At 64.7% G+C, this 21,366-nt stretch carries 20 protein-coding genes; 14 read left to right on the top strand and 6 right to left on the bottom strand.

From position 1 onward, the window contains the following. Positions 1-89: 89 nt before the first annotated feature. On the bottom strand, positions 90-1,013 hold the full coding sequence (locus tag E7681_RS05045) for a choline ABC transporter substrate-binding protein (protein WP_136338186.1): 924 nt from the start codon (positions 1,011-1,013) through the stop codon (positions 90-92). A 73-nt stretch (positions 1,014-1,086) separates the two neighbouring features. Between E7681_RS05045 and betI the strand changes: the two genes are divergently transcribed. From betI to E7681_RS05025, 4 genes are all read left to right on the top strand, one after another. Continuing rightward, on the top strand, positions 1,087-1,680 hold the full coding sequence (betI, locus tag E7681_RS05040) for a choline-binding transcriptional repressor BetI (RefSeq protein ID WP_136338185.1): 594 nt from the start codon (positions 1,087-1,089) through the stop codon (positions 1,678-1,680). A gap of 17 nt (positions 1,681-1,697) precedes the next feature. Next, on the top strand, positions 1,698-3,158 hold the full coding sequence (gene betB / locus E7681_RS05035; protein WP_136338458.1) for a betaine-aldehyde dehydrogenase: 1,461 nt from the start codon (positions 1,698-1,700) through the stop codon (positions 3,156-3,158). A 91-nt stretch (positions 3,159-3,249) separates the two neighbouring features. After that, positions 3,250-4,896 carry a choline dehydrogenase gene (gene betA, locus E7681_RS05030; protein WP_136338184.1) on the top strand — a complete coding sequence of 549 codons (1,647 nt, stop codon included), beginning with the start codon at positions 3,250-3,252 and terminating at the stop codon, positions 4,894-4,896. 146 nt (positions 4,897-5,042) lie between these two features. Further along, positions 5,043-5,279: an HP1242/YdcH family protein gene (locus tag E7681_RS05025; RefSeq protein ID WP_136338183.1), complete on the top strand. Its 237-nt coding sequence runs from the start codon at positions 5,043-5,045 to the stop codon at positions 5,277-5,279. A 52-nt stretch (positions 5,280-5,331) separates the two neighbouring features. On the opposite strand, the gene E7681_RS05020 is transcribed toward E7681_RS05025, so the two are convergent. The 3 genes from E7681_RS05020 to E7681_RS05010 form a co-directional block, all read right to left on the bottom strand. Then, positions 5,332-6,129, bottom strand: coding sequence for an alpha/beta hydrolase (locus E7681_RS05020; RefSeq protein ID WP_136338182.1), 798 nt, complete (start codon positions 6,127-6,129; stop codon positions 5,332-5,334). After that, positions 6,129-7,526, bottom strand: a complete 1,398-nt coding sequence (locus E7681_RS05015; protein WP_136338181.1) for a helix-turn-helix domain-containing protein — start codon at positions 7,524-7,526, stop codon at positions 6,129-6,131. The genes E7681_RS05020 and E7681_RS05015 overlap by 1 nt, the downstream gene beginning before the upstream one ends. 72 nt (positions 7,527-7,598) lie before the next feature. Further along, on the bottom strand, positions 7,599-8,813 hold the full coding sequence (locus E7681_RS05010) for a multidrug effflux MFS transporter (RefSeq protein WP_136338180.1): 1,215 nt from the start codon (positions 8,811-8,813) through the stop codon (positions 7,599-7,601). 191 nt (positions 8,814-9,004) lie between these two features. Here E7681_RS05010 and E7681_RS05005 point away from each other — a divergent pair, with 191 nt between their 5' ends. The 5 genes from E7681_RS05005 to E7681_RS04985 all read left to right on the top strand — a co-directional run bounded on the left by E7681_RS05005 (position 9,005) and on the right by E7681_RS04985 (position 14,330). Further along, complete coding sequence (locus tag E7681_RS05005; protein WP_136338179.1) at positions 9,005-10,537, top strand: acyl-CoA carboxylase subunit beta; 1,533 nt, start codon at positions 9,005-9,007, stop codon at positions 10,535-10,537. 101 nt (positions 10,538-10,638) lie between these two features. Next, positions 10,639-10,989 carry a hypothetical protein gene (locus tag E7681_RS05000; protein ID WP_136338178.1) on the top strand — a complete coding sequence of 117 codons (351 nt, stop codon included), beginning with the start codon at positions 10,639-10,641 and terminating at the stop codon, positions 10,987-10,989. Continuing rightward, positions 10,982-11,389 (top strand): DUF6497 family protein, encoded by a 408-nt coding sequence (locus tag E7681_RS04995; RefSeq protein WP_246032405.1) that lies wholly within the window; start codon positions 10,982-10,984, stop codon positions 11,387-11,389. The genes E7681_RS05000 and E7681_RS04995 overlap by 8 nt, the downstream gene beginning before the upstream one ends. A gap of 64 nt (positions 11,390-11,453) precedes the next feature. Continuing rightward, positions 11,454-11,867 (top strand): hypothetical protein, encoded by a 414-nt coding sequence (locus E7681_RS04990; RefSeq protein WP_136338177.1) that lies wholly within the window; start codon positions 11,454-11,456, stop codon positions 11,865-11,867. Positions 11,868-12,281: 414 nt separating this feature from the next. Further along, positions 12,282-14,330: an acetyl-CoA carboxylase biotin carboxylase subunit gene (locus E7681_RS04985; RefSeq protein ID WP_136338176.1), complete on the top strand. Its 2,049-nt coding sequence runs from the start codon at positions 12,282-12,284 to the stop codon at positions 14,328-14,330. A gap of 78 nt (positions 14,331-14,408) precedes the next feature. Here E7681_RS04985 and E7681_RS04980 read toward each other — a convergent pair whose 3' ends face one another. Then, on the bottom strand, positions 14,409-14,852 hold the full coding sequence (locus tag E7681_RS04980; protein WP_136338175.1) for a DUF4174 domain-containing protein: 444 nt from the start codon (positions 14,850-14,852) through the stop codon (positions 14,409-14,411). Between the two features lie 156 nt (positions 14,853-15,008). Between E7681_RS04980 and scpA the strand changes: the two genes are divergently transcribed. Continuing rightward, entirely contained in the window at positions 15,009-17,135 is a 2,127-nt protein-coding gene (gene scpA, locus E7681_RS04975) for a methylmalonyl-CoA mutase (RefSeq protein ID WP_136338174.1), read from the top strand. A 90-nt stretch (positions 17,136-17,225) separates the two neighbouring features. On the opposite strand, the gene nhaA is transcribed toward scpA, so the two are convergent. Further along, the gene (nhaA, locus tag E7681_RS04970) at positions 17,226-18,389 is read right to left on the bottom strand and encodes a Na+/H+ antiporter NhaA (RefSeq protein WP_136338173.1); all 1,164 of its coding nucleotides are present in this window, start codon (positions 18,387-18,389) and stop codon (positions 17,226-17,228) included. 91 nt (positions 18,390-18,480) lie between these two features. Here nhaA and E7681_RS04965 point away from each other — a divergent pair, with 91 nt between their 5' ends. The 4 genes from E7681_RS04965 to E7681_RS04950 are packed head-to-tail and all read left to right on the top strand — an operon-like array spanning position 18,481 to position 21,338. Next, a complete protein-coding gene (locus tag E7681_RS04965; protein WP_136338172.1) occupies positions 18,481-19,092 on the top strand; it encodes a VOC family protein in 612 nt (203 codons plus the stop codon). After that, the gene (locus tag E7681_RS04960) at positions 19,089-19,577 is read left to right on the top strand and encodes a GNAT family N-acetyltransferase (protein ID WP_136338171.1); all 489 of its coding nucleotides are present in this window, start codon (positions 19,089-19,091) and stop codon (positions 19,575-19,577) included. Before E7681_RS04965 ends, E7681_RS04960 begins: the two co-directional genes overlap by 4 nt. A 52-nt stretch (positions 19,578-19,629) precedes the next feature. After that, positions 19,630-20,310, top strand: coding sequence for a molecular chaperone DjiA (locus tag E7681_RS04955; RefSeq protein WP_136338170.1), 681 nt, complete (start codon positions 19,630-19,632; stop codon positions 20,308-20,310). Further along, complete coding sequence (locus E7681_RS04950; protein ID WP_136338169.1) at positions 20,310-21,338, top strand: endonuclease/exonuclease/phosphatase family protein; 1,029 nt, start codon at positions 20,310-20,312, stop codon at positions 21,336-21,338. Before E7681_RS04955 ends, E7681_RS04950 begins: the two co-directional genes overlap by 1 nt. Positions 21,339-21,366 lie beyond the last annotated feature (28 nt).

Below are 21,366 nucleotides of genomic sequence, written 5' to 3'. Positions count from 1 at the left end.
CAGGGCTGCGCCCTGTCACGATGCCTCGGCCCCCCGCCTGTCCTCCCCCCGTGGCCGGGGGGAGGGAGCGTGTGGAGGCCGACCCAGTCTTACAGGCCGAGCGCCGATTTCACGGCGGCCATGGCGTCGCCGCCATCCATCGTGGTCACGCCGTCCAGCCAGGGACCCAGCGCGTCGGGGTTGGCTTTCAGCCAAGCGGCGGCTGCCTTGTCGGGATCGGTGCCGTCGTTCAGGATCGCGCCCATGATCTCGTTCTCCATCGCCAGCGAGAACTCGAGGTTGGTCAGCAGCTTGCCGACATTGGCGCATTCGGTGACATAGCCCGCGCGGGTGTTGGTGTAGACGGTGGCGCCGCCCAGATCCGGGCCGAACCAGTCGTCGCCGCCGGTCAGGTAGGACATCTGGAAGTTGGCGTTCATCGGGTGGGGTTCCCAGCCGAGGAAGATCACCGGCTCGCCCTTGCGATCCGCACGGGCGACCTGTGCCAGCATCCCCTGTTCCGAGCTTTCCACGACCTCGAACCCGGTCAGGCCAAAGGCGTTGTCCTTGATCATGTCCATGATCAGGCGGTTGCCGTCATTGCCCGGCTCGATGCCGTAGATCTTGCCTTCGAGCGCGTCCTTGTGGGCGGCGATGTCGGCGAAATCCTTGATCCCCAGATCGGCGGCGGCCTTGTTCACGGCGAGGGTATATTTCGCGCCGTAGAGGTTAGCCTTGACGGTGTCGACGGTCTTGGCGTCGCGGTAGGGGGCAATGTCGGCCTCCATCGTGGGCATCCAGTTGCCCAAGAAGATGTCGACGTCGCCACCGGCCAGCGAGGTATAGGTCACGGGCACGGACAGGACCTTGATGTCGGTGTCATAGCCCAGCGCCTGCAGCACGACGGTGGTCGCGGCGGTGGTGGCAGTGATGTCGGTCCAGCCCACATCCGAGAAGGTGACCTTGCCGCAATCGGCAAAAGCCGGCGCGGCGGCCAGCAGGGCCAGAGCGGACAGAGTAGTTTTCATGGTCATTGGGACCTCCCGGTTTTTCTTGATTGACGAGTCAATTAAAAGTCATCTAGCTTAACAAGGCAAGGAGTTTGTCATGCCGAAGCTGGGAATGGAGCCTATACGCCGGGCCTCGCTGATAAAAGCGACAATCGACGAGATCGGCAAAGCGGGGTCTCTGGACGTCACCGTCAGCCAGATCGCGAAACGCGCGGGCATGTCCAGCGCGCTGGCGCATCATTACTTCGGCGGCAAGGAACAGATTTTTCTGGCGGCGATGCGGCACACCTTGTCGGTCTATGGCGGCGAAGTGCGCGGCGCCCTGCTGATGGCGCGCAGCCCGTCCGAGCGGGTCGAGGCGATCGTGCGTTCCTCCTTCAGTCATACCAATTTCCGGCGCGAGGTCGTGGCCGCCTGGCTGAACTTCTACGTGCTGGCGCAAAGCTCGGACGAGGCGCGCCGCCTGCTGATCATCTACCAGAAACGCCTGCGCGCGAACCTGCGCCACGCCCTGCGCCCCGCCTACGGCGCGCAAGCCCCCGACATGGCCGAACGTCTGGCCGCGTTGATCGACGGCGCCTATCTGCGCCAATCCCTGGGGCAGGGCGAACAGGACGCCGAGGCGGCGATCCATCTGGCCTTGGGTTGCCTGCCAAAGCCATCCAACACTGCCCTTTCTGCTTCTTTCTGATGAAAATACTCGATAAAATGCCCTATCCGACCCAACCCACCTCCAGCCATTTCATCAACGGCCGCTATGTCGAAGACACCGCCGGAACGCCGCTGCCGGTGATCTACCCGGCCACGGGCGAGCAAATCGCGACCCTGCACATGGCCACCCCGGCGATCGTCGAACAGGCCCTGACTGCGGCGCGCGCTGCTCAGGCCGCTTGGGCCGCGACAAGCGGAGCCGAGCGCGGGCGCATCCTGCGCCGGGCCGCTGATATGATCCGCGAGCGCAATCACGATCTGTCGATTCTGGAAACCTATGACACCGGCAAACCGCTGCAGGAAACGCTGGTGGCCGATGCCTCCTCTGGCGCGGATGCGCTGGAATATTTCGGTGGCATGGCCGCGACCCTGACGGGCGAGCATATCCCGCTGGGCAACGGCAACTGGGCCTACACGGTGCGAGAGGCGTTGGGCGTTTGCGTGGGCATCGGGGCGTGGAACTACCCGACCCAGATCGCCTGCTGGAAGGCCGCGCCTGCGCTGGCCTGTGGCAATGCGATGGTGTTCAAACCGTCTGAAACCACCCCGCTCTGTGCGCTGAAAATCGCCGAGATCCTGCATGAGGCCGGCCTGCCGGCGGGTCTTTATAACGTGATTCAGGGCGCGGGCGAGGTTGGCAAGTCGCTGGTGACGGACGCGCGGGTGGATAAGGTCTCGCTGACCGGATCGGTGCCGACGGGGCGCAAGGTTTATGCGGCGGCGGCCGAGGGCATGAAGCACGTCACGATGGAGCTGGGCGGGAAATCCCCGCTGGTGATTTTCGACGACGCGGATCTGGACGATGCCGTGGGCGGGGCGATTCTGGGGAATTTCTATTCCTCGGGGCAGGTGTGCTCGAACGGCACGCGGGTGTTCGTGCAGAAGGGCATTAAAGAGGCGTTTCTGGCGCGTCTGGCCGAGCGGCTGGAGGGTGCCCAGATCGGCGACCCGCTGGACGAGGCGACGAGCTTTGGGCCGATGGTGTCCGAGGGGCAGTTGGGGATTGTCGAGCGATACATCGCCAAGGGCGTCGAGGAAGGCGCGCGGCTGGTGGCGGGCGGCAAGCGTTTGGCGGGTAATGGGTTTTTCATCGAGCCGACGGTGTTTGCGGATGTCTCGGATGACATGATCATCGCCCGCGAAGAGATTTTCGGCCCCGTGATGTGCGTGCTGGATTTCGACGATGAGGCCGAGGTGTTGGCCCGCGCGAATGACACGGAATACGGGCTGGCGGCGGGCGTGTTCACGCGCGATCTGGCGCGGGCGCATCGGATGGTGGCGGGGTTCCGGGCCGGGACCTGCTTCATCAACTCTTATAATGACGCGCCTGTGGAGGTGCCGTTCGGGGGCGTGAAGGCCTCGGGCGTGGGGCGCGAAAACTCGAAAGCGGCGATCGAGCACTATTCGCAACGAAAATCGGTTTTCGTGCGGATGGGCCGAGTGGAGGCGCCGTTCTGAACCCCCTGTGGGGCCGCGCCTCTCGGGCCGGCCCACCCGCCCACCCCCGTCCCGAGAGGCGCGGGGGCTGGGCCTATGACGGAGCGACGTGATGGAAGCGGATTTCGTGATCGTGGGCGCGGGCAGCGCGGGCTGCGCGATGGCTTATCGTTTGGGCGAGGCTGGTGCGAAGGTGCTGGTGATCGAGTATGGCGGCACCGATGCGGGGCCGTTCATCCAGATGCCAGCGGCCTTGTCCTATCCGATGAACATGGGGATTTATGACTGGGGCTTTCAGTCGGAGCCGGAGCCGCATCTGGGCGGGCGACGGTTGGCCACCCCGCGCGGCAAGGTGATTGGCGGGTCGTCCAGCATCAACGGGATGGTGTTCGTGCGCGGGCATGCGCGGGATTTCGACCATTGGGAAGAGGTCGGCGCGGCTGGCTGGGGCTATCGGCATGTGCTGCCGTATTTCAAGCGGATGGAGACGTGGCATGGCGGTGCGTCCGACTATCGCGGGACCGAGGGGCCGCTGCATGTGACGCGTGGGCCCCGGAAAAACCCGCTGTTCCATGCCTTTGTCGAGGCCGGGCGGCAGGCCGGGTATCCGGTGACGGACGACTATAACGGTCAGCAGCAGGAGGGCTTTGGCCCGATGGAGCAGACCGTGTATCGCGGGCGGCGCTGGTCGGCGGCGAATGCGTATCTGAAGCCTGCGCGGAAGAAGTTTGGCGTGGATGTGGTGCGCGCGCTGGCGCGGCGGGTGGTCATCGAAGGCGGCCGTGCGGTCGGTGTCGAGGTTGAGCGCGGCGGCAAGGTCGAGGTGATCCGGGCGCGGCGCGAGGTGGTGTTGGCGGCGTCGTCGATTAATTCTCCGAAACTGTTGATGCTGTCGGGGATCGGGCCGGGCAAACATCTGGCGGAGCATGGGATTGATGTCATTGCGGATCGGCCCGGTGTGGGCGCGAATCTGCAGGACCATCTGGAGATTTACATGCAGATGGCCTCGGCCCAGCCGGTGACGCTGTACAAGTATTGGAACCTGTGGGGCAAGGCGTTGATCGGGGCGCAGTGGCTGTTCACGGGGACGGGTCTGGGGGCGTCGAACCAGTTTGAGAGCGCCGGGTTCATTCGGTCGGCGGCGGGGGTCGATTATCCGGATATCCAGTATCACTTCATCCCGATCGCGGTGCGTTACGATGGCAAGGCGGCGGCCGAGGGGCACGGGTTCCAGGCGCATGTGGGGCCGATGCGGAGTGCCTCGCGCGGGTCGGTGACGCTGCGCTCGGGTGATGCCAAGGCGGCGCCGGTGATCCGGTTCAACTATATGAGCGAGGAGAGCGACTGGCGCGATTTCCGGCAGTGCATCCGGCTGACGCGGGAGCTGTTCGGGCAGGAGGCGTTCGCGCCCTATGTGAAGCATGAGATCCAGCCGGGGGCGGGGTTGCAGAGCGATGACGAACTGGACGGCTTCCTGCGCGAGCATGCAGAGAGTGCGTATCACCCCTGCGGAACGTGCCGGATGGGCGCGGCCGATGATCCGGGCGCGGTGGTGGACCCTGAGGCGCGGGTGATCGGGGTCGAGGGGCTGCGGGTGGCCGACAGCTCGATCTTCCCGCGGATTACGAATGGCAATCTGAACGCGCCCTCGATCATGGTGGGGGAGAAGGTTTCGGACCTGTTGCTGGGGCGCGAGCCCTTGGCGGCGGAGGCGCTGGAGCCGTGGATGAATCCCGATTGGCAGGGGGCGCAGAGATAGGGGCGCTGCCCCTCGGCCTGCGGCCTCACCCCGGAGTATTTTCGATCAGAAAGAAGCAAGGGGCGGCAGGGTTGATCCGTGTCAATGTGGGGCGCGATACGCGGCGGTAGGGTTGAGCGCAAACAACAAGACTCGGAGGACGCGCGATGTCGAACACCCCCCACGAACTGCACGATGAATTCCCCGGCCAGGCCGCGAAGATCAGCGAGCTGAAGCAGAGCAACGCCCATTTCGCCAAGCTGGCGGAGGAGTATCACGAGGTGAACCGGGCCGTGCACCGGGCCGAAACCAACGTGGAGCCGATGGAGGCGCTGGCTGAAACCGATCTGCGCAAGCGTCGGGCGACCCTGAAGGATGAGATCTGGGGTCTGCTGTCGGCCTGATCCGATTGGGACAGTGAAATGCAAAGCCGCCCTTTGGGGCGGCTTTCGCATTTCATAGCAGGCCGTCGAGGAAGCGCCAGAGCGCGGGCAGGCTGTCGGCGCGCCAGATGTCGGTGTGGCCCGCGCCCTTGACCGAGAGGAAGACTTTGCGCGGGCCGGGGGCGGCGGCGAGGATTTCACGGCCTTGGGTTTGCGGGATCAGCGTATCCTGGCTGCCGTGCCAGATGAAGAGCGGCAGGCTGAGCTGCGCGGCGCGGGTCAGCGAGGGCCACTGGTTGGCCAGCTTATCGGCGTATGAGGCCAGTTGCGGGTAGTGGACCTGTGCCAGATCGGGGATCGAGGTGAAGGGGGCCTCGAGCAGGAGGCCGAGGGGTTTGTCTGTCAGGCCAGCGGTGAGCGAGATCGCGACGGCGGTGCCCAGGCTTTCGCCGTAGATCACGGTGTTGCGCGGGGCGAGGTGGTCGTAGACGAGGCGGGCGTCGGCGGTCAGTGTCGCCTCGGACGGGGTGCCGGTGCTGCCCGACGAGCCGCGATAGGCGGGGGCGATCAGGCCGTAGCCGCGTTTCAGGAAGCGCTGGAAGCGGCCGGTGCGGTCGGCCAGATTGCCCGCGTTGCCGTGGAAATACAGGATCGTGGGCTTGCCCGGCTTGGCGTCGGCGGTCCAGATCACCAGGGTTTCGCCGTCGGGCGTGGGCAGAAAGGTCTCGGCCATCGGCAGGCCGGCCTGTTTCGGAGTCTCGTGGCTGGGGTCGAACGGATAGAACAGCCAGCGTTCCGCCTGCGAGGCGGCGGCGATGACGCCTGCGCACAGCGCGACCAGCAGGGTCAGGCGGAACAGCAGGCGGCGCATCAGTCGACCCGGTAGGGCAGCACACCGCGTTCGTCGGTGTCGATGGTCAGGCGGCGCTCCAGCGGCGGGACGGAGCGCTGGTGGCACTGCTTGCGTTCACAGATGCGGCAGGAGATGCCGATGGGTTCGTAGGCGCGCGGGTTCGAGACGTCCAGATCGTCGGCATAGACCAGATCGGCGGCGTGGCGGACCTCGCAGCCCAGCGAGATGGCGAAACGGCGCACGGGCGCGCCGAAGCTGCCGCCGGGTTTCGAGACGTCGCGGGCGAGGCTGATATAGCGCACGCCGTCCGGGGTTTCGGCCAGTTGGCGCAGGAAACGGCCGGGGGTTTCAAAGGCCTGGTGCACGTTCCACAGCGGGCAGGCACCGCCGAAGCGGGCGAATTGCAGGCGGGTGGCCGAGTGGCGCTTGGTGATGGTGCCGGCCTGATCGACGCGGACGAAGAAGAACGGGATGCCCTTGGAGCTGGGCCGTTGCAGGGTCGACAGGCGGTGGGCGACCTGTTCGATGGACGCGCCGAAGCGGTGGGCCAGAAGCTCTAGATCGTGGCGGGTGTCCTGCGCGGCCTTGAGGAAGCGGCCATAGGGCATTTGCGCGGCCCCGGCGAAGTAGTTGGCCAGACCGATCTTGGCGATGGCGCGGGCTTCCTCGGACTGGAAGCGGGCGAGGTCCAGCGTCGCCTCGAGCAGTTTGTCCTGATGCAGCAGGGCGATCTGCAGCAGCAGCTGAAAGGTCTGCGTTTGCGGCGAGGCGTGGCTGGAGATGGTCAGCGTGCGCTTGTCGCGGTCGAAATGGCGGGTGGGGGCGGTTTCGGCCAGCTGGACGCTGATGCCGGCGGCGCGCAGGGTGTGCAGGGCATGCTGGCGGATGCCGGCCTCGCCCGCACCTTGGGCGAAATGCTCGGCCGCGCGGTCGACGGCGTCGATGTAGTTGTCGCAATAGTGGAAGAAGTCGCGCACCTCGTCCCAGGGCGAGGGCTGGGTGCGGCTGTCTTCGCGGCCCAGGGCCTCGTCCAGCGAGGCAAGGCGTTCGTGGGTCTGCCGGTAGGCGCGGTGCAGGTCCAGAAAGGCGCGGGCCAGCGCGGGCGCATTCGAGGCGGTCAGGCGCAGATCGGCCAGCGGCGGGGCGGCATCGGCAAAAACGGGGTCGGCCATCGCCTCGCGCATGTCCGAGACCAGACGTTCGGAATCGCCGGTGCTGAGCTCGGTCACGTCAAAGCCGAATTCTTGCGCCAGCGACAGCACGACGGTGGTGCTGACGGGGCGGTTGTTATTCTCCATCTGGTTCAGATAGGGCAGCGAAACGCCCAGTTTGGACGCGAATTCCTTTTGCGTCAGGCCCAGTCGGGTGCGGGTTTCGCGCAGTTTCGCGCCGGCATAAAGTTTCTGCGTGGCCATCGGAGGAATTTTTGCAAACAGGTTTTCAGGCAACCTATCTTTGCAAATTTGCGGCGGCAAGGGCGAAGCGGGTCACAGACCCAGCTTTGCCTCGCGCCGGATCACCAGCAGGATCGAGATGACGGACAGAACCGCCGTCGCCATCATCAGCGACAGCAGCGGCAGCGCGGTCGAGCCGGGTTGCAGCATCGCGCCAGCAATGGCCGAGAGCGCGGCACCGCCGCCGATCATCATCGTGCCCCCCAGCCCCGAGGCAGTGCCCGCCAGGTGCGGACGCACCGACAGCATCCCGGCGGTGGCGTTGGGGATGGTCATGCCGTTGCCAAGGCCGACAAAGACCATGCAGCCGAAAAAGCTGAGGGCCGAGCCCGCTCCGCCAAGGTGGATGGCCAGCGACAGCACCAGGCCGGCGGCAACGATCAGCGCGCCGGTCATGACCATACGGTTGATCCCGATGCGGGCCGAGTAGCGCCCCGAGATGAAATTGCCGAGGAAATAGCCGATGCCGGGGGCGGCGAAGTAGAGGCCCAGCTCGTCCGGGGTCAGGCCGTAGACCGTCAGGCCGACAAAGGGCGCGCCGCCCAGATAGGCAAAGAACGCGCCCGAGCCAAAGGCAGACGCCATGCAATAGCCCCAGAACCGCGGGGATTTCAGCAGCTCGGGGTATTCGCGGAACTGCTGGAGGATGGTGTTGCCGGACTTCGTGGCGGTCTCGCCCAGATCGAACCAGACCAGCAGGAACAGCAGGATGCCCAGCCCCAGAAGGGCGACGAAGGTGGCGTGCCAGCCGAAGTGATGCTCAAGATACCCGCCCGCGGCGGGGCCCAGCATCGGCACCAGCGACATGCCCATGGTCACGTAGCCCATCATCGAGGCCGCCTGATCGGGCGGCACCATGTCCCGGACCACCGCGCGCGACAGCACCATCGCCACCGCGATCACAGCCTGGATCATGCGGAACACCATGAACATCACGCCCGAGGTCGACAGCAGGCAGCCCAGCGTCGCCAGACAGAAGATCGCCACGCCAGTCAGGATCACCGGGCGGCGGCCGTACTTGTCAGACAGCGGCCCCACAAAGATCTGCATCACCCCGTTCACGCCCAGATACAGTGCCACGGACAGCTGCATGAAAGCGTAATCGACCTGGAAATACTGCGCCATGCCCGGCAGCGACGGCAGGAACATGTTCATCGCCAGCGCCGAGATTCCCGCCAGCAGGATCAGGGTCGACAGATGGGGTGGGGTGGCCCGGTTCAAATAGCGGGCGGCGGGTTTTTTGTTCATATGCGAATGGGTAGGGCTGGTGCGACAGCTTGTCCACTCTTGGCGCTGCAGCATGGGTTTTGACGTAACGGTAATTCGCACATTTGCAGTTATCCAACATTGCGTTGCCAAATCTTTGCAAATTTGCCGAAATCTGCTTTGAGCTTCGCAGTACTCGCCTTATACCCGTGGCAATTCAGAAGGGGAATGCCATGAAAGATATCCTCCAGGAACTGGAAGGCCGCCGCGCCAACGCCCGTCTGGGCGGAGGACAAAAGCGCATCGACAGCCAGCACGCCAAAGGCAAGCTGACCGCGCGTGAACGCATCGAATTGCTGCTGGACGAGGGCTCGTTCGAAGAGTTCGACATGTTCGTGTCGCACCGCTGCACCGATTTTGGTATGGAAAAACAAAAGCCTGCAGGTGACGGTGTCGTGACCGGCTGGGGCACGATCAACGGCCGCATGGTCTATGTGTTCAGCCAGGATTTCACCGTGTTCGGCGGCTCGCTGTCGGAAACCCACGCCCAGAAAATCTGCAAGATCATGGACATGGCGATGCAGAACGGCGCGCCTGTGATTGGTCTGAACGACTCGGGTGGTGCTCGAATCCAGGAAGGCGTTGCCTCGCTGGCTGGCTATGCCGAAGTGTTCCAGCGCAACATCATGGCCTCGGGCGTGGTGCCGCAGATTTCGGTGATCATGGGCCCGTGCGCCGGTGGCGCCGTGTATTCGCCCGCGATGACCGACTTCATCTTCATGGTGAAGGACAGTTCGTACATGTTCGTGACCGGCCCGGACGTCGTGAAAACCGTGACGAACGAAGTCGTGACCGCCGAGGAACTGGGGGGCGCATGCACCCACACCAAGAAATCCTCGGTCGCGGATGGCGCGTTTGAGAACGACGTCGAGGCGCTGGCCGAAGTCCGCCGCCTGGTCGACTTCCTGCCGCTGAACAACCGCCAGAAGCCGCCCGTGCGCCCGTTCTTTGACGAGCCCGGCCGCGTCGAGGCGTCGCTGGACACGCTGATCCCCGAAAACGCCAACACCCCCTACGATATGAAGGAACTGATCCTGAAGATCGCGGACGAGGGTGATTTCTACGAAATCCAGCAGGATTACGCCAAGAACATCATCACCGGCTTCATCCGCATGGAAGGCCAGACCGTGGGTGTCGTGGCGAACCAGCCGATGGTGCTGGCCGGCTGTCTGGACATCGACAGCTCGCGCAAGGCCGCGCGTTTCGTGCGCTTCTGCGATGCGTTCGAGATCCCGATCCTGACGCTGGTCGACGTTCCGGGCTTCCTGCCGGGAACCAGCCAGGAATACGGCGGCGTCATCAAGCACGGCGCGAAGCTGCTGTTCGCCTATGGCGAAGCGACCGTTCCCAAAGTGACCGTGATCACCCGGAAAGCATACGGCGGGGCCTATGACGTGATGGCGTCCAAGCACCTGCGTGGCGACTTCAACTATGCCTGGCCGACGGCGGAAATCGCGGTGATGGGTGCCAAGGGCGCCACCGAGATCATCCATCGTGGCGACCTGGGCGATGCCGAGAAGATCGCGCAGCACACCAAGGACTATGAAGACCGTTTCGCCAACCCCTTCGTGGCGGCAGAGCGGGGCTTTATCGACGAGGTGATCATGCCGCACTCGACCCGTCGCCGGGTAAGCCGTGCGTTTGCCTCGCTGCGGGGCAAGTCGCTGAAGAACCCCTGGAAGAAGCACGACAACATCCCGCTGTAAGGCGGATGGTGCAGTGGGGGGCTGCCGGCCCCCCACACCCCCCGGGAGTATTTGGATCAGAAAGAAGCCAGGCGCGGAGGCGCGGGCGGGAGAGGGCGGACGTGAGCCGGTCGACGTGGCATTTTCAGGACGAGGACGGCGCGCTGGTTTTGGCGCGGCGCCTGCCTGTGCGCTTCGATCTGGCGGTCGAGGCCGAGATGCCGCGTTGCGGGCGGCACCGTCTGGCTCGGCAGGTGCGTCAGGACATGTGGCGCGCCTTGCAGGGGCTGCGCGGGTTTTCCCCGGCGGTGCGGGTCGAGCCTGTGGGCGAGACGCTGCGCGTGACGGCGGGCGGTCAGGTTGATGGGGCTTTCCCAAAGGCGAAGGCCGAAGAAAAGTTGCGCGAAGTGCTGTCGGATCGGAATAATCGTATCCGGTGGGTGGCGTATGCTGGGGGATTCTGCTATGGGTAGAACGAATCCGGTATTTGCCGCGCTATGGGGATGCCTTTTGGTAAACGCGGCCACGGCTGCGGGGCAAGAGGAGGCCCCCGCCGTGCCCTCGGGTTTGCATCTGAAATTGCAGGAATTTTTCGTCGATACGCAGCCCGATGGCCTGCGCGTAGGGCGGTTCCGTTTTGTTGCGCCGGCGCTGGCCGAGGGCGTGGCTTTTGCCCGCGTCGAGGAGGACTTTGCTGCGCTGTGCACGGGCTATGCGCTGCCGTATCTTGCGCGCGAACAGCAGGACGTGGGGCAGGTCGTGATCTCGCTGGCGTCCAAGCCGCTGGAGTTCGGGGAATCCGACCCGTCGGTCGTGCAGTTCTTCGAGGCGTTCCAGATCGAGAACGCCCAATGCAAGTGGGAGGGGTTCTGATGTTGCCCTTCGCCGCTGCTTCGTTCATTCAGGGTGATCGCCACGCCAATCGAGGAGGCTTTTCATGCTGAAGCACCGTGGATTCCCCGGACGGATGCCCGGGACAGATTTCCAGTTCGTCATTCGCCGCGCCAACCCCAAGGGCGTGACGCCGCTGATCAAGCGCGAACGCTATCGCGACCGCAAGGCCGTGGACCGGCGGGCCGATCTGGCCTTCATGTCCGCGCTTTGGGAATATTTCGGCACCGAGCCGTTCGAGCGGGGCAACCTGGATGCCGGGCGCCTGAGCTGGCTGTTCGGGCGCGAGGTCGTCGCCGTTGACGACCCGTTTGACCCCAAGAGCTATGAGTCGATGCTGGTCATCAACGAACCGGTGGCGCGGGCCTCGTTCCCCGAGGCGTTCCAGGAGGATGAACCCTGGGCCGAGGAAGACGACTGGGACGACGAATTCGACGACGAAGAAGACGAGGATTGGTGATCGGCATGTTTTTGCGCAAGGCAACGCGATTTGAGCAGGAAGCGGCTTATGCCGCTGACGGCGCATTTGCGTGCTTGGCACGGGCCGCGTCCTGCGCCAGCGTGAAAACCGTAGTGGCGGCCTGGGATGAGCAGGCCGGGACGCAATGTCTTTACCGTTACCCTTCCCCTGTAGGGCGGCGTGGCTTGCAGATAAGCCGCCCGCCCGTTTTTTTGCCTGATTCCGCTACAGGAATCCGGGCAGGGCGGAGCACATCGCCCGTCGCAACCAATACCCGTCGCGCTGCTGAGCGTGACGTGCCGGCCGCTGCGCCGGATCTGACTGCGAAACCCATTCCGGCCGCGGGCCGGGGTGGGTTTTTTGTTGCCATTGCCGGGGGCGTGGGCCCGCGGCCAAGACCGGAAGGGACGAGAAATGTTCAATAAGATCCTGATTGCGAACCGGGGCGAGATCGCCTGCCGGGTGATCAAGACCGCCCGGAAGATGGGTATCCAGACGGTGGCCATCTACTCGGATGCGGACAAGCAGGCGCTGCACGTGCAGATGGCCGACGAGGCCGTGCATATCGGCCCGCCGCCCGCCAACCAGTCCTATATCGTGATCGACAAGGTCATGGACGCGATCCGCAAGACCGGCGCGCAGGCCGTGCACCCGGGCTATGGCTTCCTGTCGGAAAACAGCAAGTTCGCCGAGGCGCTGGCCGCCGAGAACGTCATCTTCGTCGGCCCGCCGGTGGGCGCGATCGAGGCGATGGGCGACAAGATCACCTCGAAGAAGATCGCTCAGGAAGCGGGCGTTTCGACGGTTCCGGGCTACATGGGCCTGATCGCGGACGCGGACGAGGCGGTGAAGATCTCGAACGAGATCGGCTATCCGGTGATGATCAAGGCGTCGGCCGGCGGCGGCGGTAAGGGCATGCGGATCGCATGGAACGACACCGAAGCGCGCGAGGGTTTCCAGTCGTCCAAGAACGAAGCTGCGAACAGCTTTGGCGATGACCGCATTTTCATCGAGAAATTCGTGACGCAGCCGCGCCACATCGAAATTCAGGTGCTGTGCGACACCCACGGCAACGGCGTGTACCTGGGCGAGCGTGAATGCTCGATCCAGCGCCGGAACCAGAAGGTCGTCGAAGAGGCACCGAGCCCCTTCCTGGACGAAGCCACCCGCAAGGCGATGGGCGAACAGGCTGTCGCACTGGCCAAGGCCGTGGGCTATGCCAGCGCCGGCACCGTGGAATTCATCGTCGACGGGGCCAAGAACTTCTACTTCCTGGAAATGAACACCCGTCTGCAGGTGGAACACCCGGTCACCGAGCTGATCACCGGCGTCGATCTGGTGGAGCAGATGATCCGCGTCGCCAATGGCGAGCCGCTGAGCATCACCCAGGACGATGTGAAACTGACCGGCTGGGCGATTGAAAACCGTCTGTACGCAGAAGACCCGTATCGCGGCTTCCTGCCCTCGATCGGTCGTCTGACCAAGTACAACCCGCCGGCCGAAGTGGCCGCCGGTCCGCTGCTGGTCAACGGCAAGTGGCAGGGCGAGGCACCGTCGGGTGCGACCGCCGTGCGTAACGACACCGGCGTCTATGACGGTGGCGAGATCAGCATGTACTACGACCCGATGATCGCCAAGCTGTGCACCTGGGCCCCGACCCGCGCCGAAGCGATCGAAGCGATGCGCGTCGCGCTGGACAGCTTTGAGGTCGAAGGCATCGGTCACAACCTGCCGTTCCTGGCGGCCGTGATGGACCACCCGAAATTCGTCTCGGGCGACATGACCACGGCGTTCATCGCCGAGGAATATCCCGAGGGCTTCGAGGGCGTCACCCTGCCCGAGGACACCCTGCGCAAGATCGCGGCCTCGGCTGCGGCGATGCACCGGGTTGCCGAAATCCGCCGCACCCGCGTGTCGGGCCGCATGGACAACCACGAGCGCCGCGTCGGCACCGAGTGGGTCGTGTCGCTGCAGGGGCAGGATTATCCGGTGACCATCAAGGCGGATCACGACGGGTCGACCGTGACCTTTGACGACGGCAGCGCGCTGCGTGTCGCCAGCGACTGGACCCCGGGCGACAGCCTGGCGCAGATCGCGATCGAAGGCACCGACGGTCTGGTTCTGAAGGTCGGCAAAATCTCGGGCGGGTTCCGCATCCGCAGCCGTGGCGCGGACCTGAAGGTGCATGTGCGCACCCCGCGTCAGGCTGAACTGGCCAAGCTGATGCCGGAGAAACTGCCGCCCGACACCTCGAAGCTGCTGCTGTGCCCGATGCCGGGTCAGGTGGTAAAGATCAACGTCGAGGAAGGCGAAGAAGTGCAAGAAGGCCAGGCCCTGTGCACCATCGAGGCGATGAAGATGGAAAACATCCTGCGCGCCGAGAAGAAGGGCATCGTGTCCAAGATCAACGCCGCCCCGGGCGCCAGCCTGGCGGTCGACGAAGTGATCATGGAATTCGAGTGATCGGATGACCTGGGTCGCGCCATATCACATGCCCGGCCCGGTCCCCTTCGGGGGATCGGCGCGGGCGATGTGGCGCGATCATTCCTTGCCCAGCGTTTCGCGGATTTCCTGCTGCCGGGTGGGCCACTTGTCGATCGAGCGGGTGATCTCGCGCACCGTCCAGGGGGCGGGTTTGCGCAGTTTCACCTGGCCGTCCTTGTCGATCAGCACCAGCGCAAAGCCGCGCGGGCGCAGCGCGTCTCTCCAGGCCGATTTGGGGCTGGGCACCGTGTCCACCACGATCACCACGTCGCGGGCGATCAGGCCGGTGGCGTCGGTTTCCAGAAAGCGCAGCTGCTCGGCAAAGCGGGGATCGGCAGGGCTGTCGGCGAACACGACGATGGGCCGCGCCGTCCAGAGAAATTCCTCGGGCGTGATCTGGGCACTGTCCAGCACGGCAAGGGCGGGCGGTTCAGCCGTGTCCTGCGCCGCGGCGGGGACAGCGAAAACCAAAGCGATTCCAAGTAGTAGTCGCGCGATCATGGGGCCTCCTATCGGTGAACATATAGGAAGCCCGGCGGCGATTGCGACTGTGAAAAACGATTGGGGCAGCGCGTCGCACATGCGGTGCGGCGTCCGCCCCCAGACAAAATCCAGAATTGCCGTCCGGACGGGCGGATAAGACAAGAGGACCAGACCATGACCACCAAGGACGATTGGCGCAAGCTGGCGGAGAAGGAACTCCGTGGTAAGCCTGCGGATAGCCTGACCTGGAAAACCCTGGAGGGGATCGAGGTTCAGCCCCTCTACACCCAGGACGACACCGACGCGCTGCCGCATATGGGCAGCCTGCCGGGCTTTGGCCCGTTCACGCGCGGGGTGAAGGCGACGATGTATGCGGGCCGTCCCTGGACGATCCGTCAGTATGCCGGGTTCTCGACCGCCGAAGAATCGAACGCTTTCTACCGCCGCAATCTGGCCGCCGGTCAGCAGGGCGTGTCGGTCGCGTTCGACCTGGCAACGCACCGCGGTTATGACTCGGATCACCCGCGCGTTGTGGGTGACGTGGGCAAGGCCGGCGTGGCGATCGACTCGGTCGAGGACATGAAGGTGCTGTTCGACGGCATCCCGCTGGACAAGGTCTCGGTCTCGATGACCATGAACGGCGCGGTGATCCCGATCCTGGCGAACTTCATCGTCACCGGCGAAGAGCAGGGCCATGACAAATCGGTGCTGGCCGGGACCATTCAGAACGACATTCTGAAAGAGTTCATGGTGCGCAACACCTACATCTACCCGCCTGAGCCGTCGATGCGGATCATCTCGGACATCATCGAGTACACCTCGAACGAGATGCCCAAGTTCAACTCGATCTCGATCTCGGGCTACCACATGCAAGAGGCCGGGGCGAACCTGGTGCAAGAGCTGGCCTATACCCTGGCTGACGGGCGCGAATACGTCCGCGCGGCGATGGAAGCAGGCATGAACGTGGACAAGTTCGCGGGCCGTCTGTCGTTCTTCTTTGCCATCGGCATGAATTTCTTCATGGAGGCCGCAAAGCTGCGCGCCGCGCGTCTGCTGTGGCACCGCGTGATGACCGAGTTCGGCGCAAAGGACGAGCGGTCCAAGATGCTGCGGACGCACTGCCAGACCTCGGGCGTCAGCTTGCAGGAACAGGACCCCTATAACAACGTGATCCGTACCGCGTACGAGGCGATGTCGGCGGTTCTGGGTGGCACCCAGTCGCTGCACACCAACGCGCTGGACGAAGCGATTGCGCTGCCGACCGATTTCTCGGCCCGGATCGCACGCAACACCCAGCTGATCCTGCAGGAAGAAACCGGCGTGACCAAGGTGGTCGACCCGCTGGCGGGCTCGTACTACGTCGAGGCGCTGACGGCGGAACTGGCCGAAAAGGCCTGGGCGCTGATGCAGGAAGTCGAGGAAATGGGCGGCATGACCAAAGCTGTGGCCAGCGGCATGCCGAAACTGCGGATCGAGGAATCGGCGGCCAAGCGTCAGGCGATGATCGACCGTGGCGAAGAAGTGATCGTCGGCGTCAACAAGTACCGCAAGGACAAGGAAGACCCGATCGACATTCTGGACGTGGACAACGTGAAGGTCCGCGAAAGCCAGATCGCGCGCCTGACCCAGATGCGCGCATCGCGTGACGAGGCGGCCTGCCAGGCAGCCCTGGCGGAACTGACCCGCCGCGCCAAAGAGGGAGGCAACCTGCTGGAGGCCGCGGTGGAGGCCGCGCGTACTCGGGCATCCGTCGGGGAAATCAGCATGGCAATGGAGAAAGAATTCGGCCGTCATCGCGCCGAGGTGAAGACTCTGGCTGGCGTCTATGGCGCGGCTTACGAAGGCGACGAAGGGTTCGCCGCGATCCAGCGCGACGTGGACGCCTTTGCCGAGGCGGAAGGCCGCCGCCCGCGTATGCTGGTGGTCAAGATGGGCCAGGATGGCCATGACCGCGGCGCCAAGGTGATCGCGACGGCGTTCGCCGACATCGGCTTTGACGTCGATGTGGGCCCGCTGTTCCAGACCCCGGAAGAGGCCGCTCAGGACGCCGTGGACAACGACGTGCACGTGGTCGGGATCTCGTCTCAGGCGGCGGGTCACAAGACCCTGGCGCCGCAGCTGATCCAGGCGCTGAAGGACAAGGACGCGGGCGACATCATCGTGATCTGCGGCGGTGTGATCCCGCAGCAGGACTATGACTTCCTGAAAAAGGCCGGTGTGAAGGCGATCTTTGGCCCGGGTACCAACATTCCCGAAGCGGCCAAGGACATCCTGCGCCTGATCCGCGAAGCGCGGGGTTGAGGACGCCGGGGGGCTGTCTGCCCCCCGGACCCCCCGAGGATATTTGGAAAAAGAAGAAGGGGCCTGCGGTGTGCGGGCCCCTTTTTTTAGTCAGGCGGGCTGACGGGCGATGGCCAGTTTCAGCGTGGCAAAGCCGAGGATGGCCGAGACGACCGAGCCGGCAAGGACGCCGAGGCGGACCTCGTTCATCAGGGTGGCGTCGGTGAAGCTGAGCCCGCCGATGAAGAGCGACATGGTGAAGCCGATGCCCGCAAGGCAGCTGATGCCGTAGATGTGTAGCCAGTTGGCGCCTGTGGGCATCCGGGCGAGGCCGGATTTCACCATCAGGAAGGTGACGCCGAACACGCCCAGCTGTTTGCCCGCGATCAGGCCAAGCGCGATGCCGATGGGCAGCGGGGCCAGCATCTGGTCTGCGGTCAGGCCGCCCAGTACGACGCCCGCATTGGCGAAGGCGAAGATCGGCACGATCAGGTAGAGCACGTAGGGCGTCAGGCCGTGTTCCAGCGCGTGGAGGGGGGATTTGCCCCACTTATCCTTGAGCGGGATGCAGAAGGCGGTGATGACCCCGGCCAGCGTGGCGTGGACGCCCGATTTCAGCACGAAGAACCACATGATCGTGCCCAGCAGCAGGGCCGGGGCGATGCGGTGTGCGCCTTTCATGTTCAGCCAGATCAGGCCGCCCAACGGCAGCAGGGCGAGGTAGAGGTAGTCGAGCTTCAGATCCGCCGTGTAGAACAGCGCGATGATGACGATGGCGCCGAGGTCGTCGAGGATGGCCAGCGTCAGCAGGAAGACCTTGAGCGAGGCGGGCGCGCGGGTGCCGACCAGCGCCAGGATGCCCAGGGCAAAGGCGATGTCGGTGGCGGCCGGAATGGCCCAGCCAGCGATTGTGGGCTGGCCCCAGTTGAAGGCGGCAAAGATCACCGCAGGCAGGATCATGCCGCCCACGGCCGCCATGCCGGGCAGCATCACGTCGGCGGGGTTCTTGAGCTTGCCTTCGAGCATTTCGCGCTTCAGCTCGAGCCCGATGAGGAAGAAGAACACCGCCATCAGCCCGTCGTTGATCCACAGGATCAGCGGTTTTTCCAGGCCCTCGCCGTTCAGGGTGACCCGCAGCACGCTGTTCAGCGCGCCATCATAGGCCCCGTTCAGTGACGAGTTGGCCACCATCATGGCCGCCGCGGCGGCGATCATCAGAAGGATGCCCCCCGAGGCCTCGTGTTTGAAAAACTTGTCGAACGCGCGTAGCAGCATTGCTTTTCCTTGTCCCTGTTGCATAACTTTTGGGAAAGGTGGGGTGTTTTGCCCACGTATCAATACCGTATTCTGGGGAGGCGAGGCCGAAATGTTGGCGCTGGATCATCTGGCGGTGGCAGCTGCGACGCTGAAAGAGGGACGCGCCTTTGTCGAAGAGGCGCTGGGGATCGAGCTGCAAAAGGGTGGGCAGCACCCGCGCTATGGCACGCATAACCTGTTGATCGGGTTGGAGGACGGGTTGTACCTGGAGGTGATCTCGGTCGATCCGCAGGCCGATTTGCCGCCCGATCCGCGCTGGTTCCGGTTGGACGAGTTCGAGGGCGAGCCGTGCCTGCACAACTGGATTTGCCGGACCGAGGATTTGGCGGGCGATCTGGCGGCGCTGCCCGAGGGGGCGGGACAGCCGGTGGCGTTGACGCGGGGCGATCTGCGCTGGCAGATGGCGGTGCCCGAGGATGGGCGGCTGCCCTATGACGAGATGTGCCCGGCGGTGATCCGGTGGCAGGGGCGGCACCCGGCGGCCTCGTTGAAGCAATCGGGGGCGCGGTTGCTGCGGCTGCGGGTACAGCACCCCGAGGCGGTTGCGCTGAAGGCGCGGCTGGCCCCGGTGCTGGACGACCCGCGCGTGGTGTTCGAGGTGGCGGACGAACCCGCCCTGCGCGCCGAGTTTGACGTGAACGGAGAGGTCCGCACCCTATGAGCATTCGCGCCGCCACCCCGGATGATGCCGAGGCGATCGCCGCGATCTGGAATCCGTTCATCCGTGACAGCGCGATCACCTTTAACAGCGTGGAAAAGACCGTGCGCGGGCTTGCCGATGATATCGAGTCCAAGGCGCTGGATGGAAAGGGTTTTTTCGTGGCTGAGGTCGACGGATCAGTCGCGGGGTTCGCCACCTATGGCCAGTTCCGGGGCGGCGTCGGCTATGCCCGTACGATGGAGCACACGGTGATCCTGCACGACCGTGCGCATGGCCGGGGCGTGGGGCGCGCGCTGATGACCGCGATCGAGGATCAGGCCCGCGTGACGGGCGTGCATTCCATGTTCGCGGGGGTCAGTGCTGAAAACCCTGCCGCCGTCGCGTTCCACAAGGCGGTTGGTTACGTCGAGATGGCCCGGCTGCCGCAGGTCGGTTACAAGTTCGGGCGCTGGATGGATCTGGTGCTGCTGCAAAAGATGCTGTGATTGCGCGCAATCGCGCAATGACAGCGGCGACGGGGCGGGATAGGGTGCGCGCATGTCGATCTGGACCCGCATTACCGACGCGATCTCGGCCCTGGCCAAGGGCGAAAGCCTGACCTCGGTCTTCGAAAAACTGCGCACGCCGCCCGAACGCAGCGTGGCCTTTACCATTGCCGTCATCGCCCTGTCCGCCAAGATGGCCAAGGCCGACGGGCTGGTCACGCGCGACGAGGTGACCGCCTTTCGCGAGGTGTTCCAGATCGCGCAAGAGGACGAGGCCGGCGCCGCCCGCGTGTTCAACCTGGCGCGGCAGGACGTGGCCGGGTTCGAGGATTACGCCCGCAAGATCAAGGCGATGTTCGGCGAGGGCGAAAATTGCTTTTGCGACCTGATGGAGGGGCTGTTCCACATCGCGATGGCGGACGGCACCTATCATCCGGCCGAGGATGCGTTCCTGCAACGCGTGGCCGAGATTTTCGGCCTGCCCGAGATCGAGTTCCGCGGCCTGCGGGCGCGGTTCGTGCCTGACGCGGTGCCGGACCCGTACTCGGTGCTGGGGGTCAGCCCCGATGCCCCGCCAGAGGACATCCGCGCCGCGTGGAAACGGCTGATCCGTGACTCGCATCCCGACGCGATGATCGCGCGGGGCGTGCCGCCCGAGGCGGTGAAACTGGCCGAAAAGCGCATGATCGACATCAACCGCGCCTGGGAAGAAATCCAGGAAAGGCAGGGCTGATGCGGATCGCCACCTACAATGTCGAATGGTTCAACAACTTGTTCGACGACAAGGGTGGCCTGCTGGCGGATAACGGTTGGTCCGGGCGGCTGGATGTGACGCGGTTGCAGCAGACGGAATCGCTGGGGATCGTGTTCACCGCGCTGGATGCCGATGTCGTCATGGTGATCGAGGCGCCCGACCAGAATGGCCGCCGCACCACCGTGTCCGCGCTGGAGAATTTCGCCAAGACCTTTGGGCTGCGGGCGCGCAAGGCACTGATGGGGTTTGCCAACGACACCCAGCAGGAAATCGCGCTGATGTACGACCCCGACGTGCTGAGCGCGTGGCACGATCCGCTGGGCGATCCGACCGGCAAGAAGGGCTCGGACCGCAGCCCGCGCTTTGACGGGGTGTTCCGCATTGATCTGGACGTGGATGATACCGAGGACCTGATCCGTTTTTCCAAGCCGCCGCTGGAGGTAGGGCTGAAGACCAAGGGCGGGTTCCGGTTTCGGATGATCGGCGTGCACCTGAAATCCAAGGCCCCGCATGGCGCGCATGGACGCGAGGCGGTGATGCGGCTGGCCATCGCCAACCGGCGCAAGCAGTTGGCGCAGGCGATCTGGCTGCGCCGCCGGATCGAGGAGCACCTGGAAGTCGGAGAGCCGCTGATCGTGCTGGGCGATCTGAACGACGGCCCGGGTCTGGACGAGTATGAGCACCTGTTCGGGCGTTCGTCCGTGGAAATCGTGCTGGGGGAAAGCGACGGGGTGAAGCTGTACGACCCCCACGCCGAAATGGCCCTGCATCAACGCATCGGGGCGCTGCCCAGCACGGCGCGGTTCCACATGCCCAAGGGCAAGCGGTATCTTCAGGCGCTGCTGGATTACATCATGGTTTCACCCGAGATCGCCGCAAAGGGCGGTGAATGGCGCATCTGGCACCCCTATGACGACGACCGCTGCCAATGCGTGCCGGAATTGCGCGACGCCCTGATCACCGCGTCGGACCATTTTCCGGTGACGCTGGACATTGATCTGGACTAGGCGAAATCGCGCGCGTGGCGGGATGCCC

It is taken from the genome of Thalassobius vesicularis (assembly GCF_004799325.1).
In the GTDB taxonomy this organism is placed as follows: Bacteria; Pseudomonadota; Alphaproteobacteria; order Rhodobacterales; family Rhodobacteraceae; genus Thalassobius; species Thalassobius vesicularis.
This window is presented reverse-complemented; position numbering and strand designations above follow the sequence as displayed.

Excerpts from the sequence above, each read along its gene's own strand:
- E7681_RS05045 (WP_136338186.1), bottom strand. The coding sequence starts at position 1,013 with ATGACCATGAAAACTACTCTGTCCGCTCTGGCCCTGCTGGCCGCCGCG.
- betI (WP_136338185.1), top strand. The coding sequence starts at position 1,087 with ATGCCGAAGCTGGGAATGGAGCCTATACGCCGGGCCTCGCTGATAAAA.
- betB (WP_136338458.1), top strand. The coding sequence starts at position 1,698 with ATGCCCTATCCGACCCAACCCACCTCCAGCCATTTCATCAACGGCCGC.
- betA (WP_136338184.1), top strand. The coding sequence starts at position 3,250 with ATGGAAGCGGATTTCGTGATCGTGGGCGCGGGCAGCGCGGGCTGCGCG.
- E7681_RS05025 (WP_136338183.1), top strand. The coding sequence starts at position 5,043 with ATGTCGAACACCCCCCACGAACTGCACGATGAATTCCCCGGCCAGGCC.
- E7681_RS05020 (WP_136338182.1), bottom strand. The coding sequence starts at position 6,129 with ATGCGCCGCCTGCTGTTCCGCCTGACCCTGCTGGTCGCGCTGTGCGCA.
- E7681_RS05015 (WP_136338181.1), bottom strand. The coding sequence starts at position 7,526 with ATGGCCACGCAGAAACTTTATGCCGGCGCGAAACTGCGCGAAACCCGC.
- E7681_RS05010 (WP_136338180.1), bottom strand. The coding sequence starts at position 8,813 with ATGAACAAAAAACCCGCCGCCCGCTATTTGAACCGGGCCACCCCACCC.
- E7681_RS05005 (WP_136338179.1), top strand. The coding sequence starts at position 9,005 with ATGAAAGATATCCTCCAGGAACTGGAAGGCCGCCGCGCCAACGCCCGT.
- E7681_RS04995 (WP_246032405.1), top strand. The coding sequence starts at position 10,982 with ATGGGTAGAACGAATCCGGTATTTGCCGCGCTATGGGGATGCCTTTTG.
- E7681_RS04990 (WP_136338177.1), top strand. The coding sequence starts at position 11,454 with ATGCTGAAGCACCGTGGATTCCCCGGACGGATGCCCGGGACAGATTTC.
- E7681_RS04985 (WP_136338176.1), top strand. The coding sequence starts at position 12,282 with ATGTTCAATAAGATCCTGATTGCGAACCGGGGCGAGATCGCCTGCCGG.
- E7681_RS04980 (WP_136338175.1), bottom strand. The coding sequence starts at position 14,852 with ATGATCGCGCGACTACTACTTGGAATCGCTTTGGTTTTCGCTGTCCCC.
- scpA (WP_136338174.1), top strand. The coding sequence starts at position 15,009 with ATGACCACCAAGGACGATTGGCGCAAGCTGGCGGAGAAGGAACTCCGT.
- nhaA (WP_136338173.1), bottom strand. The coding sequence starts at position 18,389 with ATGCTGCTACGCGCGTTCGACAAGTTTTTCAAACACGAGGCCTCGGGG.
- E7681_RS04965 (WP_136338172.1), top strand. The coding sequence starts at position 18,481 with ATGTTGGCGCTGGATCATCTGGCGGTGGCAGCTGCGACGCTGAAAGAG.
- E7681_RS04960 (WP_136338171.1), top strand. The coding sequence starts at position 19,089 with ATGAGCATTCGCGCCGCCACCCCGGATGATGCCGAGGCGATCGCCGCG.
- E7681_RS04955 (WP_136338170.1), top strand. The coding sequence starts at position 19,630 with ATGTCGATCTGGACCCGCATTACCGACGCGATCTCGGCCCTGGCCAAG.
- E7681_RS04950 (WP_136338169.1), top strand. The coding sequence starts at position 20,310 with ATGCGGATCGCCACCTACAATGTCGAATGGTTCAACAACTTGTTCGAC.